The organism is Kitasatospora sp. NBC_00374 (assembly GCF_041434935.1).
In the GTDB taxonomy this organism is placed as follows: Bacteria; Actinomycetota; Actinomycetes; order Streptomycetales; family Streptomycetaceae; genus Kitasatospora.
In genome coordinates this window covers 4,775,985-4,794,331 of sequence record NZ_CP107964.1, presented here as the reverse complement: position 1 = coordinate 4,794,331, position 18,347 = coordinate 4,775,985, and the positions used below count along the sequence as shown (strand labels likewise).

Sequence of the window (18,347 nt, the reverse complement as noted above, 5' to 3'; positions counted from 1 at the left end):
CGCTCAGATGTCGAACTGCTCGGCCACCGCGCGCAGCAGCACGGCCAGATTCTGACCGGTCGGCTTGGCCGGGTAGCGGCCGCGCTGCAGCCCGGGCAGGACGGCGTCGAGCGTGGTGATCAGATCCTGCACGATCGGGGCCATGTCGTCCGCGCTCTTGCGCTGGGCCGCCGCCACCGACGGCAGGGCCTCCAGCAGGGTGACACTCATCGCCTGGTCACCGCGGTGACCGGCGACGATGCCGAACTCGACCCGCTGCCCCGGCCGCAGCGCGGTGACGCCGGTGGGCAGCGCCTTGGTGTGGACGAAGACCTCGCCGCCGTCGTCGCGCGACAGGAAGCCGTAGCCCTTCGTCTCGTTGAACCACTTGACCTGGCCGGTGGGCATCTCGAAAAGTCCTCGGTGTGGGTGTGGAGCGGCCTCGGGTCTGCGCCCCGGGGCTCGCTGGGTGGACGCCGAACCGACCACGCACGGCGGATCGGCCCGGTGAGCGGGTCAATGATCTCTCAGCTGCTCACTCATGCGCTGGAAGAGATGCATTTCGGGGCCTGGCCGGGCCAGGGTGCGGCATGGCGCTGTCCACTGGCACTCACCCCCGCTCGGTCGGGCGGGGTGTCCGCTGGACCCCGCGCGATGGCTGCATACCCCTGCCGGGGCGAGGTCGAAACTCCCCGCTGCCAGGAAACTCCATGCAGTGACCGCTGCCTGGTCACGGCGGGGTCGGGACGGCGGTGGATCGGGCGGGCGCGTTCGGCCGGGCCCGCCCGGGCGGATCAGGGGGCGCGTTCAGGAGGTGGCGTTCAGGAGGGCGCGTTCAGGTGCTCGCTCAGCCAGTCGAGCGAGGCCGGGAGCATCCGGTTCCAGGTGTTGAAGTTGTGGCCGCCGGTCTCCAGCGTGATCGAGGAGACCCGGGTCGGCCCGCCCTTGGCGGCGGCGACGAACTGCCGGGTGCTCTCGTAGTAGTCGCCGTCGCCCTCCTTGCTGCCGCCGACCAGCAGGGCGACCCCGGGGTGCGGCAGGTTGGCCAGCCGCCAGGCCAGGTCGGCCTCGTTGCGGCGCTGCTGCTGCCCGCCGAACAGGTCGCCGGTGGTCGGGTCGTCGGCCGCGCGGTAGTAGCCGGAGAGCGAGACGGCGGCGGAGAACACCTCGGGGTGCTTCATCGCCAGCTTGAGCGCGCAGTAGCCGCCGGTGGAGTTGCCCACCAGGCCCCAGTCGCCGGGGGCGTCGCCGACCCGGTAGGAGCCGCGGATCGCGGCCGGCACGTCCTTGGCGAAGTACGACTCGGCCTGCGGGCCGCCGGGTACGTCCTCGCACTCGGTGTCGCGCGGCATCGCCGGGGAGGGGCGCATCAGAACCAGCACGGTCGGCTTCATCTTCCCCTCCCGGATCTGCTGGAGCTCCGTGGCGGGGTAGTTGAGCTTGGTGACCAGGTTCTTGGCGTCGCCGGGGAAGCCGGTGATGGCCACCGCGGCCGGGAACCTGCGGTTCTGGTACTCGGGTTGGAAGTACTGCGGCGGCAGGTAGACGTAACCCTCGGTGGCCAGGCCGGTGGTGGCGCCCGGGATCCGGATCCGCTCCAGCCGGCCGACCACGGCCGGGTCCCGGCCGACGGTGTTGGCGCCGCGCACGTTCTCGTTGCCGATCTGCTGGATGCCGGCCGTCCGGCGGCCGTCGGCGAACTGGTTCTCGACGGTTACCGGGCCGTTGTCCGCGGTGCCCAGCAGATCGTCCCAACTGCTGTAGAAGGCGAACGAGTTGTTGGCCGCCAGCCCCAGTGTGCAGACCACGGCCAGCTGGGTGGCGACGATGGTGCCGATCCGGCCGCAGACCGCCGCCCAGCCGCCGCGGGCGAGCCGGGGCCACAGCCAGACCGTCCCGACCACCAGCAGGACCGAGACCAGCGCGGACAGCGCCAGCACCTTGTGACTGGTCAGACCCATGCGTGTGAAGCCCCTGTTTCCCGACGGCCCGGCCTCCGGGATCCCCCCGCAGAAGCCTCAGTACGACAATCTCCAGGGTGCCTGAGAACTCCCTGGGAAACCTGAGCGTACAGAGGGAGCCGCACCCCGCCGATCGGCGGGGGTCGGACGCTCTGTCAGACTGGACGGCCGAGTGGTGGAGGAGTCAGTTGTGAGCAGTCAGAGTGCAGGCCGGGGCGACGCGCTGGTCCGGGCCGGGGCGATCGTCTTCGGCAGCGGGGCCGTGGCCACCCTGGTGACCTTCGTCCCGCTCTTCTTCGGCCTGTCGCCCTTCCCCAGCATCGCCTACTGGCTGTGCATGCTGATGCCGCTGGGCTTCCTGCTCTCGGTCACGGACCTGTTCCTGTCCGCCCGGGCCCAGCGGCAGCGGGCCGTGGCGGGGCTCACGGCTCAGCCGGAGTAGCCCGCCAGCCAGGCCGGGAACGCGGTCAGGTCCGCCAGCACCACGTCGGCGCCGGCCTCGGCCAGCTCCTGCGCGCTGTACGGGCCGGTGGCCACCGCGACCGCGACCGCGCCGGCCGTCCGGGCGCCCACGACGTCGCCGAGGTGGTCGCCGACGTACACGCTCGCGCCGTGCTCTCGCAGTGCGGCGCCCTTGGTCTCCGCCCACAGGTCACCCACCAGGACGTCCGCCCGCAGGCCGACGCCGTCCAGGTGCAGGCGGGCGTTGGGCTCGTACTTGCCGGTGATCACCGCAACCCGGCCGCCCCGCTCGCGGACCGCCTGCACGGCCTCGAAGGCGCCCGGCAGCACCAGGGTGCGGGGCACCGCGTGGTCCGGGTAGAGCGCCCGGTAGCGGTCGGCCATCTCCGCGACCCGCTCGGCCGGGAACCACTGGCCGATCTCCTGCACCAGCGGCGGCCCGAGCCGGCTGACCGCGAGGTCGCTGTCGATGAACGTGCCGGTCTCCGCGGACAGCACGTCGTAGGTGGCCTTGATCCCGGGACGGGTGTCGAGCAGGGTCATGTCGAGGTCGAAACCAACGGTGAGCGCCATACCGTCAGCCTAGGGCCCGTCCGACGGGACCCGGGCGCGGGCCCGGACGGGACCCGGGGAGGCCCGTCCGCCGTGGCTCGCGCGCTACCTCGCCAGGTCCACATCTTCGCGGGCAAATCGGACATAATCGCTGGCAACCGAGCGTGATCCGGAGGTCCGAGCGTGCCGCACCAGCTGTCCCGCCGCACCGCGCTGACCGGGCTGGGCGCCGCACTGCTGACCGGCTGCACCGGCCTGGGCACCGGCGGCCCGAGGCTGGCGCCGCCCGCCGACGGCACCGGGAGCCCGATCCCCGTACCGACGCCCAGCGCCACCGTGACGGCCGCCACCGGGCCGGTCGTGGTGCCCGGCGGGCCGATCCGGGTGATCGCCCTGGACACCGCCGAACTGGACTCGGCGATGACCCTGGGCATCACCCCGGTGGGCGCCGCCAAGGCCCCCCTCGACGCCGGTCTGCCGGACTACTGGCCCGCGTCCCGGCTGGCCGAGGTCACCGAGGTCGGCGACATCGGCAACCCCGACCTGGTCCGGATGGTCGGCCTGGACCCGCAGGTGATCCTCGGCAACCGGGGCCGGGACGGCGCCCGCTACGACGCCCTGAGCCGCCTCGCGCCCACCGTCCTCACCCACGCCGCCGGCTACCCGTGGAAGGACAACTTCCAGCTGCACGCCGCCGCCCTGGGCCGCCGGGAGCAGGCCGCGGCCGTGGTCGGCGCCTACAACCGGCACGTCGTCCAGGCCGTTCAGGCGATCGCCGCGGCCGGCTCGGGCGGCCGGCGGATCAGCGTGCTGCGCTTCGTCGAGGGCTCCCCCGGCATCCGGATGGCCGGGAAGCCCAGCTTCATCGGCACCCTGCTCAGCGACCTTCAACTCGGGCGGCCGGACGCGCAGAACGTCGACCGCTTCGAGACCGAGGTCACCGTCGAGCAGCTCGCCCAGGCCGACGCCGACTACCTCTTCCACGCGACCTACGGCGATCCGGAGCGGTCCGGCGCCGCGGCCGTCCTGGCCCACCCCGCCTGGCAGGCGCTCGGCGCCGTGAAGGCTCACCGGGCGTTCCCGGTCGAGGACCAGCTGTGGTTCGAGGGCATCGGCTACACCGGCGCCAACCTGGTCATCGCCGAGCTCCAACGCGCCCTGGGCGGCTGACCGCCGGGGCCGCCGCGTCCCCGGGCCGCTCTTGCCCCGCGGTCGGGCCCGGGGCGACCATGGCCGCATGTCGGACGCCCAGCGGCGCAAGGCCGAACTCGCCCGGACCTTCTCCCTCGTCGCCGAGGAGTACGAGGCGCACAACGGGTCCTTCTTCAATCCGGTCGGCGCGCGGCTGGTCGCCCTGGCCGGGCCGGACGCGGGCCACCGGGTGCTCGACCTCGGCTGCGGCCGGGGTGCGGTGCTGTTCGCGGCGGCCGCCGCCGTCGGCCCGCGGGGGACGGCGGTCGGGATCGACCTGGCGCCCGGGATGGTCCGGTGCACCGCGGCGGACGCCGCCGCACGCGGGCTGCCCCAGGTCGCCGTACGGCTCGGCGACGCCGAGCGGCCGGACTTCCCGGACGGCTCGTTCGACGCCGTCCTCTCCTCGTTCGCCGTCATCCACACCCCCGACCCGGCCACCGCCCTCGCCGCCGCCCACCGGCTGCTGACCCCGGGCGGGGTGTTCGGCTACACCACCTTCGGCGCGGAGGAGGACCCCCGCTGGGCCGAGCCCTCGGCGGCGCTCACCGCCTTCGCCGCCGGACCGCGGCCGGCGACAGGGTCGGGGGCGGTCGACGGGCGCGGCCGCTCGGCCGGCCCGAACTCGCTGGCCCGGGACGCGGAGGGGGCCGCCGGGCTGCTGCGGGCCGCCGGCTTCACCACCGTCCGCACCGTCGAACGGGACTCCGTCACCCACTACGCAAATCCGCAGGCCTGGTGGGACGCGCTGTGGGCGAGCGGGCGCCGGGCCACCCTGGAGGCCGTCCCGCCCGAGCGCCGCCCCGAGGCCCGCCGGGCCGCCTTCGCCGCGCTGGCGCCCCTGACCGGGCCCGACGGCAGCCTGACCCGCCGCACCACGATCCGCTACACGACGGCCGTGCGCCCGGCCTGACGCTCCGACGGTTCCTGACGTGACGTCACCGCGCCCCGCGCTCGCGCGCATCCGGCTCGGGCCCTGCGGCGTCGGACGCGGACGGATCGGGCACGTCCGGGCCGGGCCGGGCACCGGTCGACCGCTTGCCGGTCCAGCGGGCGCGCAGCGGCCTCGGACCGATCGACCCGGCCGATCGACCTGCCCGTCCTGACCGGCCGAGCTGACCGACCGCAGGACCGCCCCGCCTCACGACTCCCGGCGCCGCCGCAGCGTCACGGCCAGCAGGAACAGCGCCGTCAGCACCGCGGCGACCCGCAGCACCCCCGGCGCCGCCGACCAGGTCATCTCACCCATCGGTGTCCCCGCACTCACCGGCGTGCCCCAGCGGCCCTGCGCCCGGCCCCAGAACCAGACCGTCGCCCCGGTCATGCAGATCATCGGGATCCCCAGCACCGCGAACTTCTTGGTGAAGTCGCCGATCCCCCGGGACAGGTACGCGGCCCCCCAGCCGCCCAGCATCGCCAGCAGCACCCCGCTGTACGCCCCCGTCAGCAGCGCCAGTGCGGCGACCAGCAGCAGCGGCGCCGGCCGCCGCCCGGCCAGCAGCCCGGGCCGCACCAGCGGCACCGGAGCGTCCGCGGCGGCCTCCGGCACCAGGGCACCCGGCACCTGGGCGCCCGGCTCCGCACCCTCCTGGCCCTCCCGCGGCTCCGGTACGGCCGGCGCGGGCGCCGGCTCCTCGAACGGATAGAACCTGACCGTGTCCCAGCCGGGGAACCTCGCCGTGACGTCCTCGCCACCGGACCGCCGACCGGGCTCCGCGCCGGGAACGGTGAGCGGCCGGTCCCACAGCGGCACCTCCGACCTCGGCACCTCCGACTTCGACAGGTCCGACTTCGACAGGTCCGACCGCGACTGCGACTGCGGAGCCGACGACGCCGGAGGCTGCGCCGGAGCGGCCGGCACCTCGGCCGCGTACACGCTCTCCTCGGACCGGGCTCCCCCGTCCCCGGGGCCGGCACCCAGCACCCGCCCGCCGACCCGCCACCACTCGCCGCCCGTAGGACTGTCCGCCATCGCCCCGCCACCCCGCATCGCACCGCACCGCACGGCTCACCTGCGCTGACGGTACCCACTGCCGCCCGCCCCAAGCGAGAAGTTCGCCCCCTCGCGCCCCGACCGGACGCTGCGTGCCCGCGGCCGCGCCCGGACCTTGCGCCGGGATCCGCCGTTCGCCCCTTGCCCTCCCTCGGCCCGGGCCGACTAACCTGGGTCGGATGACCACCACGCAGAGCGGGTCGCGCCCCGGCCGGGCCGCCCCCCGCACGCTCGCCGAGGAGCTCCGCGCCCGGAGCGACCAGGCGCTCACCGGCCTGCTGCGCGCGCGGCCCGATCTGCTCAACCCGGTCCCCGGCGACCTGACCCAGCTGGCCGCCCGGCTCTCCAGCCGGGCCTCGGCCCTGCGCGCCCTGGAGCGCCTCGACCGGTTCACCCTGCAGGTCGCGGAGGCGCTGGCCGCGCTGCCCGACGGCGGCCCGGACACGGCCGTCCGCACCCTGCTGACCGGCCCGGCCCGGGTGAAGCCGCACCCGGCGGCCGATCCGGTCGACCGGGAGGCCGTCGCCGCCGCCCTGCCCGCGGCCCTCGCCGAGTTGCGCGAGCAGGCGCTGGTCTGGGGCCCGGACTCCGCCCTGCGGCTGGTGATCGCCGTCCGCGAGGCGCTCACCCCGAGCGCCGCGAACCCCGGCCGGACCGGCCTCGGCCCGACGCTGGCCGAGGCGACCGTCGGCATGTCCCCCGCCCGGCTCCAGCAGCTGCTGGCCGGCGCCGGCCTCCCGCCGACCGCCGACCCGGTCACCGCCATCGCCGCCCTGGCCGGCCTGCTCGCCGACCGCAAGCGCTGCGCCGCGCTGCTCGCCGGAGCACCCGAACCCGCCCTGGCCCTGTTGGAACGCCTGGTCTGGGGCCCGCCCACCGGCACCGTCCCGGACGCGGCGCGGCCGGTCACCGTCGACGAGGTCCGCAGCCCGGTCGAGTGGCTGCTCGCGCGCGGGCTGCTGCTGCCGTCCAGCGCCGGTTCCGTGGTGCTGCCCCGCGAACTCGCGCTCCACCTGCGGGGCGGCCGCAGCCACCGCTCGGTGGAAGCCGCTCCGCCCGCCCTCACCGCCACCGCCACCCGCGATCCACAGGCTGTGGACAGCGCCGCGGCCGGCCAGGCGTACACCGCCGTCCGCACCGTCGAGGAACTGCTGGACGCCTGGGGCCTGCAGCCGCCCGCCACCCTGCGGGCCGGCGGACTCGGCGTCCGCGACCTCAAGCGGGCCGCACTGATCCTGGAGTGCCCCGAGCCCGTCGCCGCGTTCTGGCTGGAACTCGCCTACACCGCGGGCCTGCTCGCCCCGGACGGTGAGGCCGACGAACGCTGGGCTCCCACCCCCGGCTACGACCTCTGGCTGCAGCAGCCCACCGCCGACCGCTGGGCACAGCTCTCCCGCGGCTGGCTCACCGCCACCCGGGTCGCCGCACTGACCGGCAGCCCCGACGGCAAGGGCAAGACCCGGGCCGCCCTCGGCCCCGAACTGGACCGCACCCTCGCCCCGCTGGTCCGCCGCGCCGCCCTGGGGCTGCTCGCCGACCTGCCGCCCGGCTCGGTGGCCGGCGCCGAGACGCTGCTGCCCGTGCTCCGCTGGCAGCGTCCGCTGCGCGGCGGGCCGACCGGCCCCGACGGCCGCGACCTGCGCGACCACCTCACCGAGTGGACCCTGGGCGAGGCCGAACTGCTCGGCGTCACCGGCCGCGGCGCGCTGGCCGGCCCGGCCCGCGCCCTGCTGACCGGCGCCGACCCCGTACCGCTGCTCGACCCGCTGCTGCCGCGGCCGCTGGACCACGTCATCCTGCAGCCCGACCTGACGGCCGTCGCCCCCGGCCCGCTGCTGACCCCGCTCGCCCAGGCACTCGCCCTGTGCGCGGACGTCGAGTCCAAGGGCGGCGCCACCGTCTACCGCTTCACCCCCGAATCGGTGCGCCGCGCGCTGGACGCCGGCCGCAGCGCCGCCGACCTGCACACCTTCCTCGCGCAGCACTCCCGTACGCCGGTGCCCCAGCCGCTCAGCTACCTGATCGACGACGTGGCCCGCCGGCACGGCGTGCTGCGGGTCGGCGCGGCCTCCTCGTACCTGCGCTGCGACGACCCGGCCCTGCTCGCCGAGGTGCTGGCCGACCGCCGGGCGGCCGAACTGCGGCTGCGGCTGCTGGCCCCGACCGTGCTGGCCGCCCAGGCCGGCCCGGAGACCCTGCTCTCGGTGGTCCGGCAGATGGGGTACGCGCCGGTCGCCGAGTCCGCCGAGGGCGACGTCGTGATCACCCGACCGGACAGCCACCGCACCCTGCCCCGGACGCCTCCCACCCCCGTACCGGACGGCCCGCCGCAACCCGACGAGGTGCTGCTCGCCGCCGCGCTCAAGGCGATCCGGGCCGGCGACCGGGCCGCCACCGCGGTACGCCGGGAGACGGTGGCCGGCCCGGCCGCCAGCGTGCAGCAGAACGGCCCCGCCCGCACCGACCTGCGCCACCTGCCGCGCAGCGCCGCCGCCGACACCCTGGCCGCGCTGCAGACGGCCGTGCTGCTCGGTGAACGGATGTGGATCGGGTACATCAACGCGGAGGGGCTGTCCTCGCAGCGGGTGGTCGACCCGGTCAAGGTCGAGGGCGGCTTCGTCACCGCGTACGACCATCTCTCGGACGAGGTCCGCACCTTCGCCCTGCACCGGATCACCGGCGTCGCCGAGGTCGACGAGGACTGACCGCCGGACCAGCCGCACCACCTACCCACAGGGGGACTCCGATGGAACTCGCACCCGGCATCCGGTACGCCGTCGCCGACCGCCACGGCGGGGTCAGCGCCGCACCGTTCGACAGCCGCAACCTGGGCGGGACCACCCGGGACGACCCGGCCGCCGTCCGGCGCAACCGCGAACTGACCGCCCGTGAACTCGGCCTGGACCCGGCCCGCGTGGTGTTCATGAAGCAGGTGCACAGCGCCGACGTCCGGTATGTCACCGAGCCGTTCGGGGCGGACGCGCCGCCGCTCGACGGGGTGTTCACCGACCGGCCCGGGCTGGCCCTGGCGGCACTGGCCGCCGACTGCGCGCCCGTCCTGGTGGCCGACCCGGTCGGCCGGCTGGTCGGCGCGGCCCACTCGGGGCGGGTCGGCACCGTGTCGGGCGTGGTGCCCGCCCTGGTCGCGGCCATGACGGAACGCGGCAGCGACCCGGCCGACCTGGTGGCCCTGATCGGCCCGCTGGCCTGCGGCCGGTGCTACGAGGTACCGGAGTCGATGCGCGAGGAGGCCTGCGCCGACCTGCCGGAACTGTGGTCCACCACCCGCCGGGACACCCCGGCGCTGGACGTCCGGGCGGGGATCACCGCCCAGCTCACCCGCGCCGGGGTGACCGGAATCCGGCACGACGACCGGTGCACCATGGAGGTCCCGGACCTGTTCTCGCACCGCCGGGAGCAGAACACCGGCCGCTTCGCGGCCTATGTCTGGCTCACCGGCTGAGACACCGGCCTGGCGGTGCTCAGTGCTGCTGCGGGGCCTGCTGGGCGTCCTGCTCCTGCTTCTGCTTCTTCGCCTCGTCGACGATCGCCTGCGGGTCGGGCATCTTGGGCTCGACCCCGGTCAGCAGCCCGGTGACGGTGAAGGCCGCGGTGCCGAACAGCCCACCGGGCTGGCCGATGTCCGCGACCTGGTCGAGGCCCGGGGTAGGAGCGGCCTGCGCCGGGGTCGCACCGACGGCGGTGGCGAGGGCGGCGCCGGAGAGGGCGAGGCCGGCCAGGAAGCGGTTGCGCTTGTTCATGGGCTGCTCAACGAGCCTGTGGCCATCCGGTCACCCGGCTCCACCCGAGTGCGGGACAATGGAAGGTCTGCGACACACCACCGGAGGGCTCCCCGCGTGAACGACGGACCGCTGATCGTCCAGAGCGACAAGACGCTGCTGTTGGAGATCGACCACCCCAAGGCCGCCGACTGCCGCCGTGCCATCGCCCCGTTCGCCGAGCTGGAGCGGGCGCCCGAGCACATCCACACCTACCGGGTGACCCCGCTCGGTCTGTGGAACGCCCGTGCGGCCGGCCACGACGCCGAGCAGGTGGTGGACGCGCTGGTGACCTACTCCCGTTACCCCGTGCCGCACGCGCTGCTGGTGGACGTGGCCGACACCATGGGTCGCTACGGCCGGCTCCAGCTGCAGAAGCACCCGGTGCACGGGCTGGTGCTGTCCACCACCGACCGCCCGGTACTGGAGGAGGTGCTGCGCTCCAAGAAGATCGCCCCGCTGGTCGGCGCCCGGCTCGACCCGGACACCGTGGCGGTTCACCCCTCCGAGCGCGGCCAGATCAAGCAGGTCCTGCTCAAGCTCGGCTGGCCGGCCGAGGACCACGCCGGGTACGTGGACGGCGAGGCGCACCCGATCGAGCTGGACCAGGACGGCTGGCACCTGCGTCCGTACCAGCAGCAGGCCGTGGAGGGCTTCTGGCACGGCGGCAGCGGGGTGGTGGTGCTGCCCTGCGGCGCCGGCAAGACGCTGGTCGGCGCCGCGGCGATGGCCGAGGCCAAGTCGACGACGCTGATCCTGGTCACCAACACCGTCTCGGCCCGGCAGTGGAAGCACGAGCTGGTGAAGCGGACCTCGCTGACCGAGGACGAGATCGGCGAGTACAGCGGCACCCGCAAGGAGATCCGCCCGGTCACCATCGCCACGTACCAGGTGATGACGACCAAGCGGAAGGGCGTGTACGCGCACCTGGAGCTGTTCGACGCCCGGAACTGGGGCCTGGTGGTCTACGACGAGGTGCACCTGCTGCCCGCGCCGGTCTTCAAGTTCACCGCCGACCTGCAGGCCCGCCGCCGGCTCGGCCTGACGGCGACCCTGGTGCGCGAGGACGGCCGCGAGGGCGATGTCTTCTCCCTGATCGGCCCGAAGCGCTTCGACGCCCCGTGGAAGGAGATCGAGGCGCAGGGCTACATCGCCCCGGCCGACTGCTGCGAGGTGCGGGTGACCCTCTCCGACTCGGAGCGGCTGACCTACGCGACCGCCGAGCCGGAGGAGAAGTACCGCTACTGCTCGACCACCGCGACCAAGCGCCGGGTGGTGGAGTCGCTGGTCCGCAAGCACGCCGGTGACCAGACCCTGGTCATCGGGCAGTACATCGACCAGCTGGACGAGCTGGGCGAGGTGCTGAACGCCCCCGTGATCAAGGGCGAGACCAGCAACGCCCAGCGGGAGAAGCTGTTCGAGGCCTTCCGGACCAAGGAGATCAGCGTGCTGGTGGTCTCCAAGGTCGCCAACTTCTCGATCGACCTGCCGGAGGCCACGGTGGCGATCCAGGTCTCGGGCACGTTCGGCTCCCGCCAGGAGGAGGCCCAGCGCCTCGGCCGGGTGCTGCGCCCCAAGGCGGACGGGCACTCGGCGCACTTCTACTCGGTGGTCGCCCGGGACACCGTCGACCAGGACTTCGCGGCGCACCGGCAGCGGTTCCTGGCCGAGCAGGGCTACGCCTACCGGATCATCGACGCCGACGACGTGTAGCCGGTCGGGCCGGCCGCCCGAGGGGGTCGGCCGTGGACGGTCGGCGGTCGGCGGTCGGCTCAGAGCCTGACGCCGTCCCGCCCGAGGAAGACCACGCGGGCGGCGGTGTCGAGCAGGATGCCGACGTTGCGGACGGCCGTGGTCATCGGTCCGTGGCGGCGGGGGCCGGTCGCCGAGGTCGCGCCGGCGGCGACCCGGGGACCGGGGACGGAGTTCTTGGAAGTACGCGCCCGGGGGGCGGAGGCCGCGGCCCGGGGCGCCGTGATGTGTACGGTGCTCATGCCTTCCACAGTAGGTTTTCGGCCATACGGACGGCATCAGTCCAAAGTCCGTAGTCCCCGGGCCACAGGTCGTCCTTCCGGCGTACGGGGAGCCCGGGGGCTCTCGGGGGCGCGGCTCGGGGTCGTACGGCTCGGAGTGCGACTCGGAGTGCGGCTCGGGGTGGTCCGGACGAGTCGGCCGGTCAATTGATTCGCGCCGTCCGGTGACCGGGTCTATGCTCTCCGGTCTGCCCCCTCCCGAACCGTGGTGCCCGTCGTCGGCAGCCGTGGGAGGTCCCGACCGGTCGGCAACCGGCGGTACCCCTCCACCGTGAGCTCCGACAAGTCCGCTGCACTGCCCTGCCCGCCGCATCGTTCGCCGCGACGGGCACCAGGCAGCCGGGAAGGTTCGCTGTGCCATCTCCCACCCCCACCGACGATCCGCTGCGCCGCGAGCGGGACCACCTGGCCGCCTCCCGGTCGGCCCTGCGCGCGATGCGCGAGGACGTCGAATCGCTCGACCTGCGGGACGTCACCGGCACCTGGGTGTCCGCCGCCGTCCTGCGCAACCAGATCGAGCTGCGGATCGCCGCGCTGGCCGATCTGGCGCACACCCCGCTGTTCTTCGGCCGCCTCGACTACCTGCACGCGATCAGCGAGACGCAGGCCGAGGGTGCCGGCGGGGAGCGGTTCTACATCGGCCGCCGGCACGTGCACGACGCGGACGGCGACCCGATGGTGATCGACTGGCGGGCACCGGTCTCCCAGCCGTTCTACCGGGCCAGCCGCAAGGAGCCGCTGGACGTCGAACGGCGGCGCCGGTTCGGCTACACCGGCGGCGAGTTGACCGCGTACGAGGACGAGCACCTGACCGACCCGGCCGAGACCGAGACCCGCTCGGCCCTGCTCGCCGCCGAGATCGAGAAGCCCCGCGTCGGCCCGATGCGGGACATCGTGGCGACCATCCAGCCCGAGCAGGACGAGATCGTCCGGGCCGACATCTCCGGCACGGTCTGCGTCCAGGGCGCGCCCGGCACCGGGAAGACGGCCGTGGGCCTGCACCGGGTCGCCTACCTGCTGTACGCGCACCGCGAGCGGCTGGCCCGGACCGGCACGCTGGTGATCGGCCCGAACCGCTCGTTCCTGCACTACATCGAGCAGGTGCTGCCCGCGCTCGGCGAGGTGGACGTCGCCCAGGCCACCGTCCAGGAGCTGGTCGGCCGGGTCGAGGTGCGCGGCGAGGACTCGGCGGCCGCGGCGACGGTCAAGGGCGACGCCCGGATGGCCGAGGTGCTCCGGCGGGCCGTACGGGCCGGGATCAGCCTGCCGACCGAGCCCTGCGTGGTGGTCCGCGGATCCCGGCGCTGGCGCGTCCCGGCCTACGAACTCATCGAGCTCATCGAGGAGTTGCAGCGCCGCGAGATCCGCTACGGAGCGGCCGCGGAGGCGCTGCCGCAGCGGATCGCGCACGCCGTCCTGGTGAAGATGGAGCAGGGCGGCGAGGCCCCCGACGACCGGGTGCAGGACGCGGTGGCCCGCAACCCCGAGGTGAAGGCCGTGGTCCGGGCCTGCTGGCCGGCCGTCGACCCGGTCCGGCTGGTGCACCGGCTGCTCGGCGACGCGGCGTTCCTGGCCGAGTGCGCCGAGGGAATCCTGAGCCCCGAGGAGCAGGAGCTGATCCACTGGGCCAGGCCGCCCCGCTCGGTGAAGTCCGCCCGCTGGTCGGCGGCGGACGCGGTCCTCGTCGACGAGGCCTTCGACCTGGTGCAGCGCACGCCCTCGCTGGGCCATGTGGTGCTGGACGAGGCGCAGGACCTCTCGCCGATGCAGTACCGCGCGGTCGGCCGGCGCTGCTCGACCGGCTCGGCCACCGTGCTGGGCGACCTGGCGCAGGGCACCACGCCCTGGGCGACGGGGAGTTGGCCGGAGGCCCTGCACCACCTGGGCAAGGCGGGGGCCCACGTCGAGGAGCTGACCCAGGGCTTCCGGGTCCCGGAGGAGGTGATCGTCTACGCCTCCCGGCTGCTGCCCTCGATCGCCCCGGGCCTGGCCCCGGCGACCTCGGTCCGCGAACTTCCCGACTCCCTGACGATCCGTCACTTCGTGGACGGACTGGTGGAGTCGGTGGTGGAGACCTGCCGCCGGACGCTCGCCCTGGAGGGTTCGACCGGCCTGATCGCGGCGGACGCCAGGATCCCGCTGCTGGCCGAGGCGCTGACGGCGGCCGGCCTGCCGTACCTCGACCCGGGCACCGAGACCACGGCCGAGGCCCGGCTGACACTCGTACCGGCGTCGCTGGCCAAGGGTCTGGAGTACGACTACGTGGTGCTGGACGAGCCGGCCGCCGTGGTCGCCGGGGAGCCGGACGAGCGGACCGGCCTGCGCCGGCTGTACGTGGCGCTGACCCGGGCGGTGTCCGGGCTGACCGTGCTGCACACCGAGCCGCTGCCCGAGCAGCTGCGGGCGTGAAGAGGGGGGTTGCGGCCCGCCGACCGCAACCCCCGTCTCCCGGACGCGCTCAGGCGTCGATCAGGGCCCGCCACTCGGCGACCTTCGCCGCGTCCACCGGGGTGTACCAGCCGTCGGCGCGGACGGCTCCGCCGATGTGGAAGGCGTCGAAACCGGCCGCCCGCAGCCCGGGCACGTGCTCGGCCCGCAGGCCGCCGCCGACCAGGATCCGCTGGCGGTAGCCCGGCTCGCCCGCCTTGGCCAGCTCGCCCTCCAGGACGTGCTGGCCGTGCGAGACGCCCGCGGCGGCGCCCGAGGTGAGGTAGGTGTCCAGGCCGGGAAGGTCGGCGAGGTCGGCGCGCAGCGCGGCGCGGTCGGCGCTGTGGTCGATGGCCCGGTGGAAGGTCCAGCGGCAGCCGGCGACCGCCTCGGCGAGAGCGCGGGTGGCGGGCAGGTCGAGGCCGCCGTCGGCGGTCAGGAAGCCCAGCACGAACTCCTCCGCCCCCTCGGCGCGCAGGGCGGCCGTCCGGGCGAGCAGCTCGTCCAGGCCGCCGGGGGTGAAACCGTCCCGGATCCGCAGCATGACGCGCAGCGGGAGGTCGACGGCCGCGCGGATGGCGGCGAAGTCCGCCACCGCCGGGGTGAGGCCGTCGGCGGCCATGTCCGTGACCAGTTCGAGGCGGTCGGCGCCGCCGGCTGCGGCGGCCTGGGCATCCTGCGCGGTCAGCGCGATGACTTCGAAGATTGGTCTAGACATGGCGCTACCTTGCCACACCCCCCGCCACCTGGGCGAGCCCTCTGCCCACCCGGGCGGCCGCTCAGTCGGCCGTCGGCGGCCGGTGCGACAGCCCGGTCTCGTGCCGCCGCCGGAGCCACCGGGCCCAGACCACCGCCAGGACCACCAACGCCAGGTATCCCGCCGCCCGCCGGACCCCACCGAGCTCGAAGTCGATCCAGAACCAGAGGTCGTCGTTGAGCAGCAGCGGCAGCGCGCCGATCGCCGCCGCGGCCGGCAGCACCCGGCCGCGGGCCAGGCCCAGCAGCGGCAGCGCCACCAGCGCGAGCCGGTACGGGTGCCAGCTCGGGTTCCAGAGCAGCGGGGTATCGATGACCTCCTTGCCCATGGTGAGCAGCAGCGCCACCGTGACGCCCGCGAGGGCGACGGGCGCGGCCCGGCGCACCCGCCCGCCGAGCAGGTCCACCGGCGCCGGAAGCAGCAGCACCAGCCAGGCGGCGAGGCCCACGCAGGCCCGCACGGCCTGACCGAGGTAGAACGACAGCGGCAGGTGCTGGAACGGCGGGATCTGGACGCTCCAGGCGACCTCCAGCGCGATCCCGCCGATCGTCGCCGCCACCGCGATCCAGCGCGCCGCCGCCCAGCGCCCGGCCAGCCCGACCGCCAGGGCCATCGCCCAGACGGCGACGAGGCCGACCCCCCACCAGCGCAGCGGTCCGTGCCAGGCGAAGTGGTACGGCGACATCTGCCACATCACGCCGGCCTGCCGGCCGAGCCCGGCCCCGACCACGAACGGCACCGCCGCCGCGATCAGCAGCCCGGGCAGGCCTCCGGAGGTCAGCCCGACCCGCAGCCGCAGGCCGTGGCCGGCCAGGCCGGCCAGCTCGCGGGCCCGGCCGAGACGGCCCGTCCCGGCGGCCAGCGAGTCGTAGACCTCGGCGAGTTCGGCGCCGCGGTCGGCGCGGTAACCGCGCGGGTAGAGCCGCAGCACGGCGGCGAGCCTCCGGTCGCTCATGCGAACGCTCCGTTCAGTCGGGGGCGGACGACCGCGAGCCGCCGCTCGGCCTCGGCCGCGACGGCCCGCAGGCGCTCGGCCTCGGTGGCCAGCACCGCCCGGCCGGAGTCGCTGAGCGCGTAGGTGCGGCGGGCCCTGCCCTCCACCACCTCGTCGCTCTCGACCCGGATCAGCCCCTGCCCGAGCAGCCGGTCGAGCGCGCCGTACAGCGTGCCGGCCCGCATCCGGACGCGGCCGCCGGAGATGGCGGCGATCTCCTGGATGAGCGCGTAGCCGTGCCGGGGTGCGTCCGCGAGGGCGGTGAGCAGGAGCAGCGTGGGCTCCTGGATCGAACGTTCTGTCATGTCACCTAGATATACCGGTCGTCGGTATATACCGTCAGGCGAATCCGAACATTCGCCCAACCCGCCCTGACGGGCCGTCGGGCACCGGGGCCACAATGGGCGCATGACCGATCTGCTCGACCGCTGGAACGATCTGCTGCGCCGCTGCGGCGCGACCGCCGACCCGCTGCCGTACGGGCAGGACCTGCTGAAGCGCTGGGCCGAGCCGCAGCGCCGCTACCACACCACCGACCACCTGCGGGCGGTGCTCGACCAGGTCGACGCGCTCGCCGGGCAGGCCGCGGAGCCGGACGCGGTGCGGCTGGCGGCCTGGTTCCACGACGCGGTCTACCGGCCGGAGCGCTCCGAGAACGAGGAGCGCAGTGCCGTGCTGGCCGTCCGCGCGCTGCGCGAGGCCGGGCTGGCCGAGCCGCTGGTCGAGGAGGTGGCCCGGCTGGTCAGGCTCACCGTCACCCACGCCCCCGAGCCGGCGGACCGCAACGGCGAGGTGCTCTGCGACGCCGACCTGGCCGTGCTGGGCGGCTCCGCCGAGCAGTACGCGGCGTACGCGGCGGCCGTCCGCGAGGAGTACGGCTTCGTCCCCGAGGACGCCTTCCGGGCGGGCCGGGCGGCGGTCCTGCGCCAGTTGCTGGACCTGCCCGCGCTGTACCGGACCGAGGCGGCCCGTGCCCGGTTCGACGCGGCCGCGCGGGCCAACCTGGCGGCCGAGCTCAGGACGCTCGAAGGCTAGCCCGCCGACGCCGCGGCCCGGCGGGCGTGGCCGCGAGGGCCTCGGTCACGAGAGCTTTCCGACCGGCGCGACGGCCAGGCCCTCCTTGCCGCACACCCAGTGCGGATCCGGCCCGAGCTCGGGCTCCACGCTCAGCGCGTGCGGGTCGCCGTCCTCGGCGCAGGCCTCGCACAGCGGCCAGCGGCCGTACGCCTCCAGCAGCGCGTCCTGCACGTCCTGGGCGACCAGCCCGAGCACGTACTCGGTGCCGTCCGGCCACTGCTCCAGCCACCAGCGACGGTGCGTCACGGCGTCCTCGACCAGCGACACGACGGCGGCGTCCGCGACGTCCCGGGCCGTCAGGTCGGCGAGGATCAGCGCCCGGGCGCTGTGCAGTGCGGCTTCGATCTCAGGACTGGCCATCCGCCCATTGTCCCGCAGCTCACCGCGGCCCCGGAAACCCCTCGGTGGCCAGCTCGACCCCGAACGGCTCCGGCAGCGCGACCGGCTTGCCGAAGGGCGTGCGCAGGCTCTGCCGGTAGGCGCCGTTGACCGGCTCCGAGAACAGCGTCACGGTCGGGCCGTGCTCGTCGAAGCGGTCGATCAGCAGGTGGTGCGGGACGGGCGCGTGGGCGTAGGCCCAGAGCTTCCTGGTGCGGTCGTGCCGCGCGTTGCCGGAGGAGGTGATCTCGACGGCCAACAGGATCTCGGCGGCGTCGACCGGGTCGGCGTCGGTGCGGTCCGACTGCCTGAGCAGCGCCTTGTCCACGACCACGAGATCCGGCACGTAGACCCTCTCCGACTGCACGATCTCGACGCCGAGAGTCTGGTAGGCGCCGATTTCCGGCGGGAGGCAGCGCACCAGGGCGTCATGAACCTCGCCGGCGATCAAATTGTGGCCCTTGCCGGGCGGTGGCACCAGGACGATCTGCCCTTCCTCGATCTCGGCGCGCCAGCCCTCCGGGACCTCCAGTCCCCTCCAGGTGTCCAGCAGGTAGGTCCAGTTCCGTTCCGACTCCACGGCCATCGCGGTCCCCCCTTCTCCCGCATGACGCTGCTCGCCCTCACCGTAGCCGCGCTCCGAGGCGCCGGGACCGTTCATGCGCCCAGCGTCGCACGATCGGGTGAGACGGGGCGAGAACGCCGCGAGGGCGGCCTCCCCGTGGGGAGACCGCCCTCGCGGACGATCAGAACTCGCCGATCCT

19 protein-coding genes are annotated in these 18,347 nt (G+C 74.7%); 8 read left to right on the top strand and 11 right to left on the bottom strand.

The genetic code is table 11. The features are described from left to right. Positions 1-3: 3 nt before the first annotated feature. A complete protein-coding gene (locus tag OG871_RS21640; RefSeq protein WP_371498620.1) occupies positions 4-387 on the bottom strand; it encodes a cold-shock protein in 384 nt (127 codons plus the stop codon). 413 nt (positions 388-800) lie between these two features. Continuing rightward, positions 801-1,940, bottom strand: a complete 1,140-nt coding sequence (locus tag OG871_RS21635) for an alpha/beta hydrolase (protein WP_371498619.1) — start codon at positions 1,938-1,940, stop codon at positions 801-803. A gap of 190 nt (positions 1,941-2,130) precedes the next feature. Here OG871_RS21635 and OG871_RS21630 point away from each other — a divergent pair, with 190 nt between their 5' ends. Beyond that, positions 2,131-2,382: a hypothetical protein gene (locus OG871_RS21630; RefSeq protein WP_371498618.1), complete on the top strand. Its 252-nt coding sequence runs from the start codon at positions 2,131-2,133 to the stop codon at positions 2,380-2,382. Here OG871_RS21630 and OG871_RS21625 read toward each other — a convergent pair. Next, positions 2,370-2,975 carry an HAD family hydrolase gene (locus OG871_RS21625; protein ID WP_371498617.1) on the bottom strand — a complete coding sequence of 202 codons (606 nt, stop codon included), beginning with the start codon at positions 2,973-2,975 and terminating at the stop codon, positions 2,370-2,372. The genes OG871_RS21630 and OG871_RS21625 overlap by 13 nt on opposite strands. Positions 2,976-3,137: 162 nt before the next feature. Between OG871_RS21625 and OG871_RS21620 the strand changes: the two genes are divergently transcribed. Next, a complete protein-coding gene (locus tag OG871_RS21620; RefSeq protein ID WP_371498616.1) occupies positions 3,138-4,124 on the top strand; it encodes an ABC transporter substrate-binding protein in 987 nt (328 codons plus the stop codon). A gap of 67 nt (positions 4,125-4,191) precedes the next feature. Beyond that, positions 4,192-5,058 (top strand): class I SAM-dependent methyltransferase, encoded by an 867-nt coding sequence (locus OG871_RS21615; protein WP_371498615.1) that lies wholly within the window; start codon positions 4,192-4,194, stop codon positions 5,056-5,058. A 228-nt stretch (positions 5,059-5,286) separates the two neighbouring features. Here the strand turns inward: OG871_RS21615 and OG871_RS21610 are convergent, their stop codons facing one another. After that, entirely contained in the window at positions 5,287-6,117 is an 831-nt protein-coding gene (locus OG871_RS21610; RefSeq protein WP_371498614.1) for a hypothetical protein, read from the bottom strand. Between the two features lie 200 nt (positions 6,118-6,317). Here OG871_RS21610 and OG871_RS21605 point away from each other — a divergent pair, with 200 nt between their 5' ends. Together OG871_RS21605 and pgeF are read left to right on the top strand one after the other, a co-directional pair. Further along, positions 6,318-8,843 carry a helicase-associated domain-containing protein gene (locus OG871_RS21605; RefSeq protein ID WP_371498613.1) on the top strand — a complete coding sequence of 842 codons (2,526 nt, stop codon included), beginning with the start codon at positions 6,318-6,320 and terminating at the stop codon, positions 8,841-8,843. A gap of 41 nt (positions 8,844-8,884) precedes the next feature. After that, positions 8,885-9,601, top strand: coding sequence for a peptidoglycan editing factor PgeF (gene pgeF, locus OG871_RS21600; RefSeq protein ID WP_371498612.1), 717 nt, complete (start codon positions 8,885-8,887; stop codon positions 9,599-9,601). Between the two features lie 19 nt (positions 9,602-9,620). Here the strand turns inward: pgeF and OG871_RS21595 are convergent, their stop codons facing one another. Further along, a complete protein-coding gene (locus OG871_RS21595) occupies positions 9,621-9,899 on the bottom strand; it encodes a hypothetical protein (RefSeq protein ID WP_371498611.1) in 279 nt (92 codons plus the stop codon). Between the two features lie 96 nt (positions 9,900-9,995). On the opposite strand from OG871_RS21595, the gene OG871_RS21590 reads away from it, so the two are divergent. Continuing rightward, complete coding sequence (locus OG871_RS21590; protein WP_371498610.1) at positions 9,996-11,630, top strand: DNA repair helicase XPB; 1,635 nt, start codon at positions 9,996-9,998, stop codon at positions 11,628-11,630. A 59-nt stretch (positions 11,631-11,689) separates the two neighbouring features. On the opposite strand, the gene OG871_RS21585 is transcribed toward OG871_RS21590, so the two are convergent. After that, positions 11,690-11,911: a hypothetical protein gene (locus tag OG871_RS21585; protein ID WP_371498609.1), complete on the bottom strand. Its 222-nt coding sequence runs from the start codon at positions 11,909-11,911 to the stop codon at positions 11,690-11,692. Between the two features lie 393 nt (positions 11,912-12,304). Here OG871_RS21585 and OG871_RS21580 point away from each other — a divergent pair, with 393 nt between their 5' ends. Beyond that, positions 12,305-14,359: an AAA family ATPase gene (locus tag OG871_RS21580; protein WP_371498608.1), complete on the top strand. Its 2,055-nt coding sequence runs from the start codon at positions 12,305-12,307 to the stop codon at positions 14,357-14,359. Positions 14,360-14,408: 49 nt separating this feature from the next. Here OG871_RS21580 and OG871_RS21575 read toward each other — a convergent pair whose 3' ends face one another. The 3 genes from OG871_RS21575 to OG871_RS21565 all read right to left on the bottom strand — a co-directional run bounded on the left by OG871_RS21575 (position 14,409) and on the right by OG871_RS21565 (position 16,433). After that, positions 14,409-15,095 (bottom strand): copper homeostasis protein CutC, encoded by a 687-nt coding sequence (locus tag OG871_RS21575; RefSeq protein WP_371498607.1) that lies wholly within the window; start codon positions 15,093-15,095, stop codon positions 14,409-14,411. Between the two features lie 61 nt (positions 15,096-15,156). After that, entirely contained in the window at positions 15,157-16,089 is a 933-nt protein-coding gene (locus OG871_RS21570; protein ID WP_371498606.1) for a hypothetical protein, read from the bottom strand. Next, a complete protein-coding gene (locus OG871_RS21565; RefSeq protein ID WP_371498605.1) occupies positions 16,086-16,433 on the bottom strand; it encodes a PadR family transcriptional regulator in 348 nt (115 codons plus the stop codon). The genes OG871_RS21570 and OG871_RS21565 overlap by 4 nt, the downstream gene beginning before the upstream one ends. Before the next feature lie 103 nt (positions 16,434-16,536). On the opposite strand from OG871_RS21565, the gene OG871_RS21560 reads away from it, so the two are divergent. Beyond that, positions 16,537-17,163: a hypothetical protein gene (locus tag OG871_RS21560; RefSeq protein ID WP_371498604.1), complete on the top strand. Its 627-nt coding sequence runs from the start codon at positions 16,537-16,539 to the stop codon at positions 17,161-17,163. A gap of 45 nt (positions 17,164-17,208) precedes the next feature. On the opposite strand, the gene OG871_RS21555 is transcribed toward OG871_RS21560, so the two are convergent. Together OG871_RS21555 and OG871_RS21550 are read right to left on the bottom strand one after the other, a co-directional pair. Next, positions 17,209-17,565: a hypothetical protein gene (locus OG871_RS21555; RefSeq protein ID WP_371498603.1), complete on the bottom strand. Its 357-nt coding sequence runs from the start codon at positions 17,563-17,565 to the stop codon at positions 17,209-17,211. Between the two features lie 19 nt (positions 17,566-17,584). Continuing rightward, a complete protein-coding gene (locus OG871_RS21550) occupies positions 17,585-18,169 on the bottom strand; it encodes a Uma2 family endonuclease (protein WP_371503376.1) in 585 nt (194 codons plus the stop codon). Positions 18,170-18,347 lie beyond the last annotated feature (178 nt).

What these genes read in the sequence shown, in the direction of transcription:
- OG871_RS21550 (WP_371503376.1), bottom strand. Translation starts at nt 18,169, where the DNA reads ATGGCCGTGGAGTCGGAACGGAACTGGACCTACCTGCTGGACACCTGG.
- OG871_RS21615 (WP_371498615.1), top strand. Translation starts at nt 4,192, where the DNA reads ATGTCGGACGCCCAGCGGCGCAAGGCCGAACTCGCCCGGACCTTCTCC.
- OG871_RS21605 (WP_371498613.1), top strand. Translation starts at nt 6,318, where the DNA reads ATGACCACCACGCAGAGCGGGTCGCGCCCCGGCCGGGCCGCCCCCCGC.
- OG871_RS21640 (WP_371498620.1), bottom strand. Translation starts at nt 387, where the DNA reads ATGCCCACCGGCCAGGTCAAGTGGTTCAACGAGACGAAGGGCTACGGC.
- OG871_RS21595 (WP_371498611.1), bottom strand. Translation starts at nt 9,899, where the DNA reads ATGAACAAGCGCAACCGCTTCCTGGCCGGCCTCGCCCTCTCCGGCGCC.
- OG871_RS21635 (WP_371498619.1), bottom strand. Translation starts at nt 1,940, where the DNA reads ATGGGTCTGACCAGTCACAAGGTGCTGGCGCTGTCCGCGCTGGTCTCG.
- OG871_RS21565 (WP_371498605.1), bottom strand. Translation starts at nt 16,433, where the DNA reads ATGACAGAACGTTCGATCCAGGAGCCCACGCTGCTCCTGCTCACCGCC.
- OG871_RS21625 (WP_371498617.1), bottom strand. Translation starts at nt 2,975, where the DNA reads ATGGCGCTCACCGTTGGTTTCGACCTCGACATGACCCTGCTCGACACC.
- OG871_RS21555 (WP_371498603.1), bottom strand. Translation starts at nt 17,565, where the DNA reads ATGGCCAGTCCTGAGATCGAAGCCGCACTGCACAGCGCCCGGGCGCTG.
- OG871_RS21570 (WP_371498606.1), bottom strand. Translation starts at nt 16,089, where the DNA reads ATGAGCGACCGGAGGCTCGCCGCCGTGCTGCGGCTCTACCCGCGCGGT.
- OG871_RS21585 (WP_371498609.1), bottom strand. Translation starts at nt 11,911, where the DNA reads ATGAGCACCGTACACATCACGGCGCCCCGGGCCGCGGCCTCCGCCCCC.
- OG871_RS21575 (WP_371498607.1), bottom strand. Translation starts at nt 15,095, where the DNA reads ATGTCTAGACCAATCTTCGAAGTCATCGCGCTGACCGCGCAGGATGCC.
- OG871_RS21560 (WP_371498604.1), top strand. Translation starts at nt 16,537, where the DNA reads ATGACCGATCTGCTCGACCGCTGGAACGATCTGCTGCGCCGCTGCGGC.
- OG871_RS21610 (WP_371498614.1), bottom strand. Translation starts at nt 6,117, where the DNA reads ATGGCGGACAGTCCTACGGGCGGCGAGTGGTGGCGGGTCGGCGGGCGG.
- pgeF (WP_371498612.1), top strand. Translation starts at nt 8,885, where the DNA reads ATGGAACTCGCACCCGGCATCCGGTACGCCGTCGCCGACCGCCACGGC.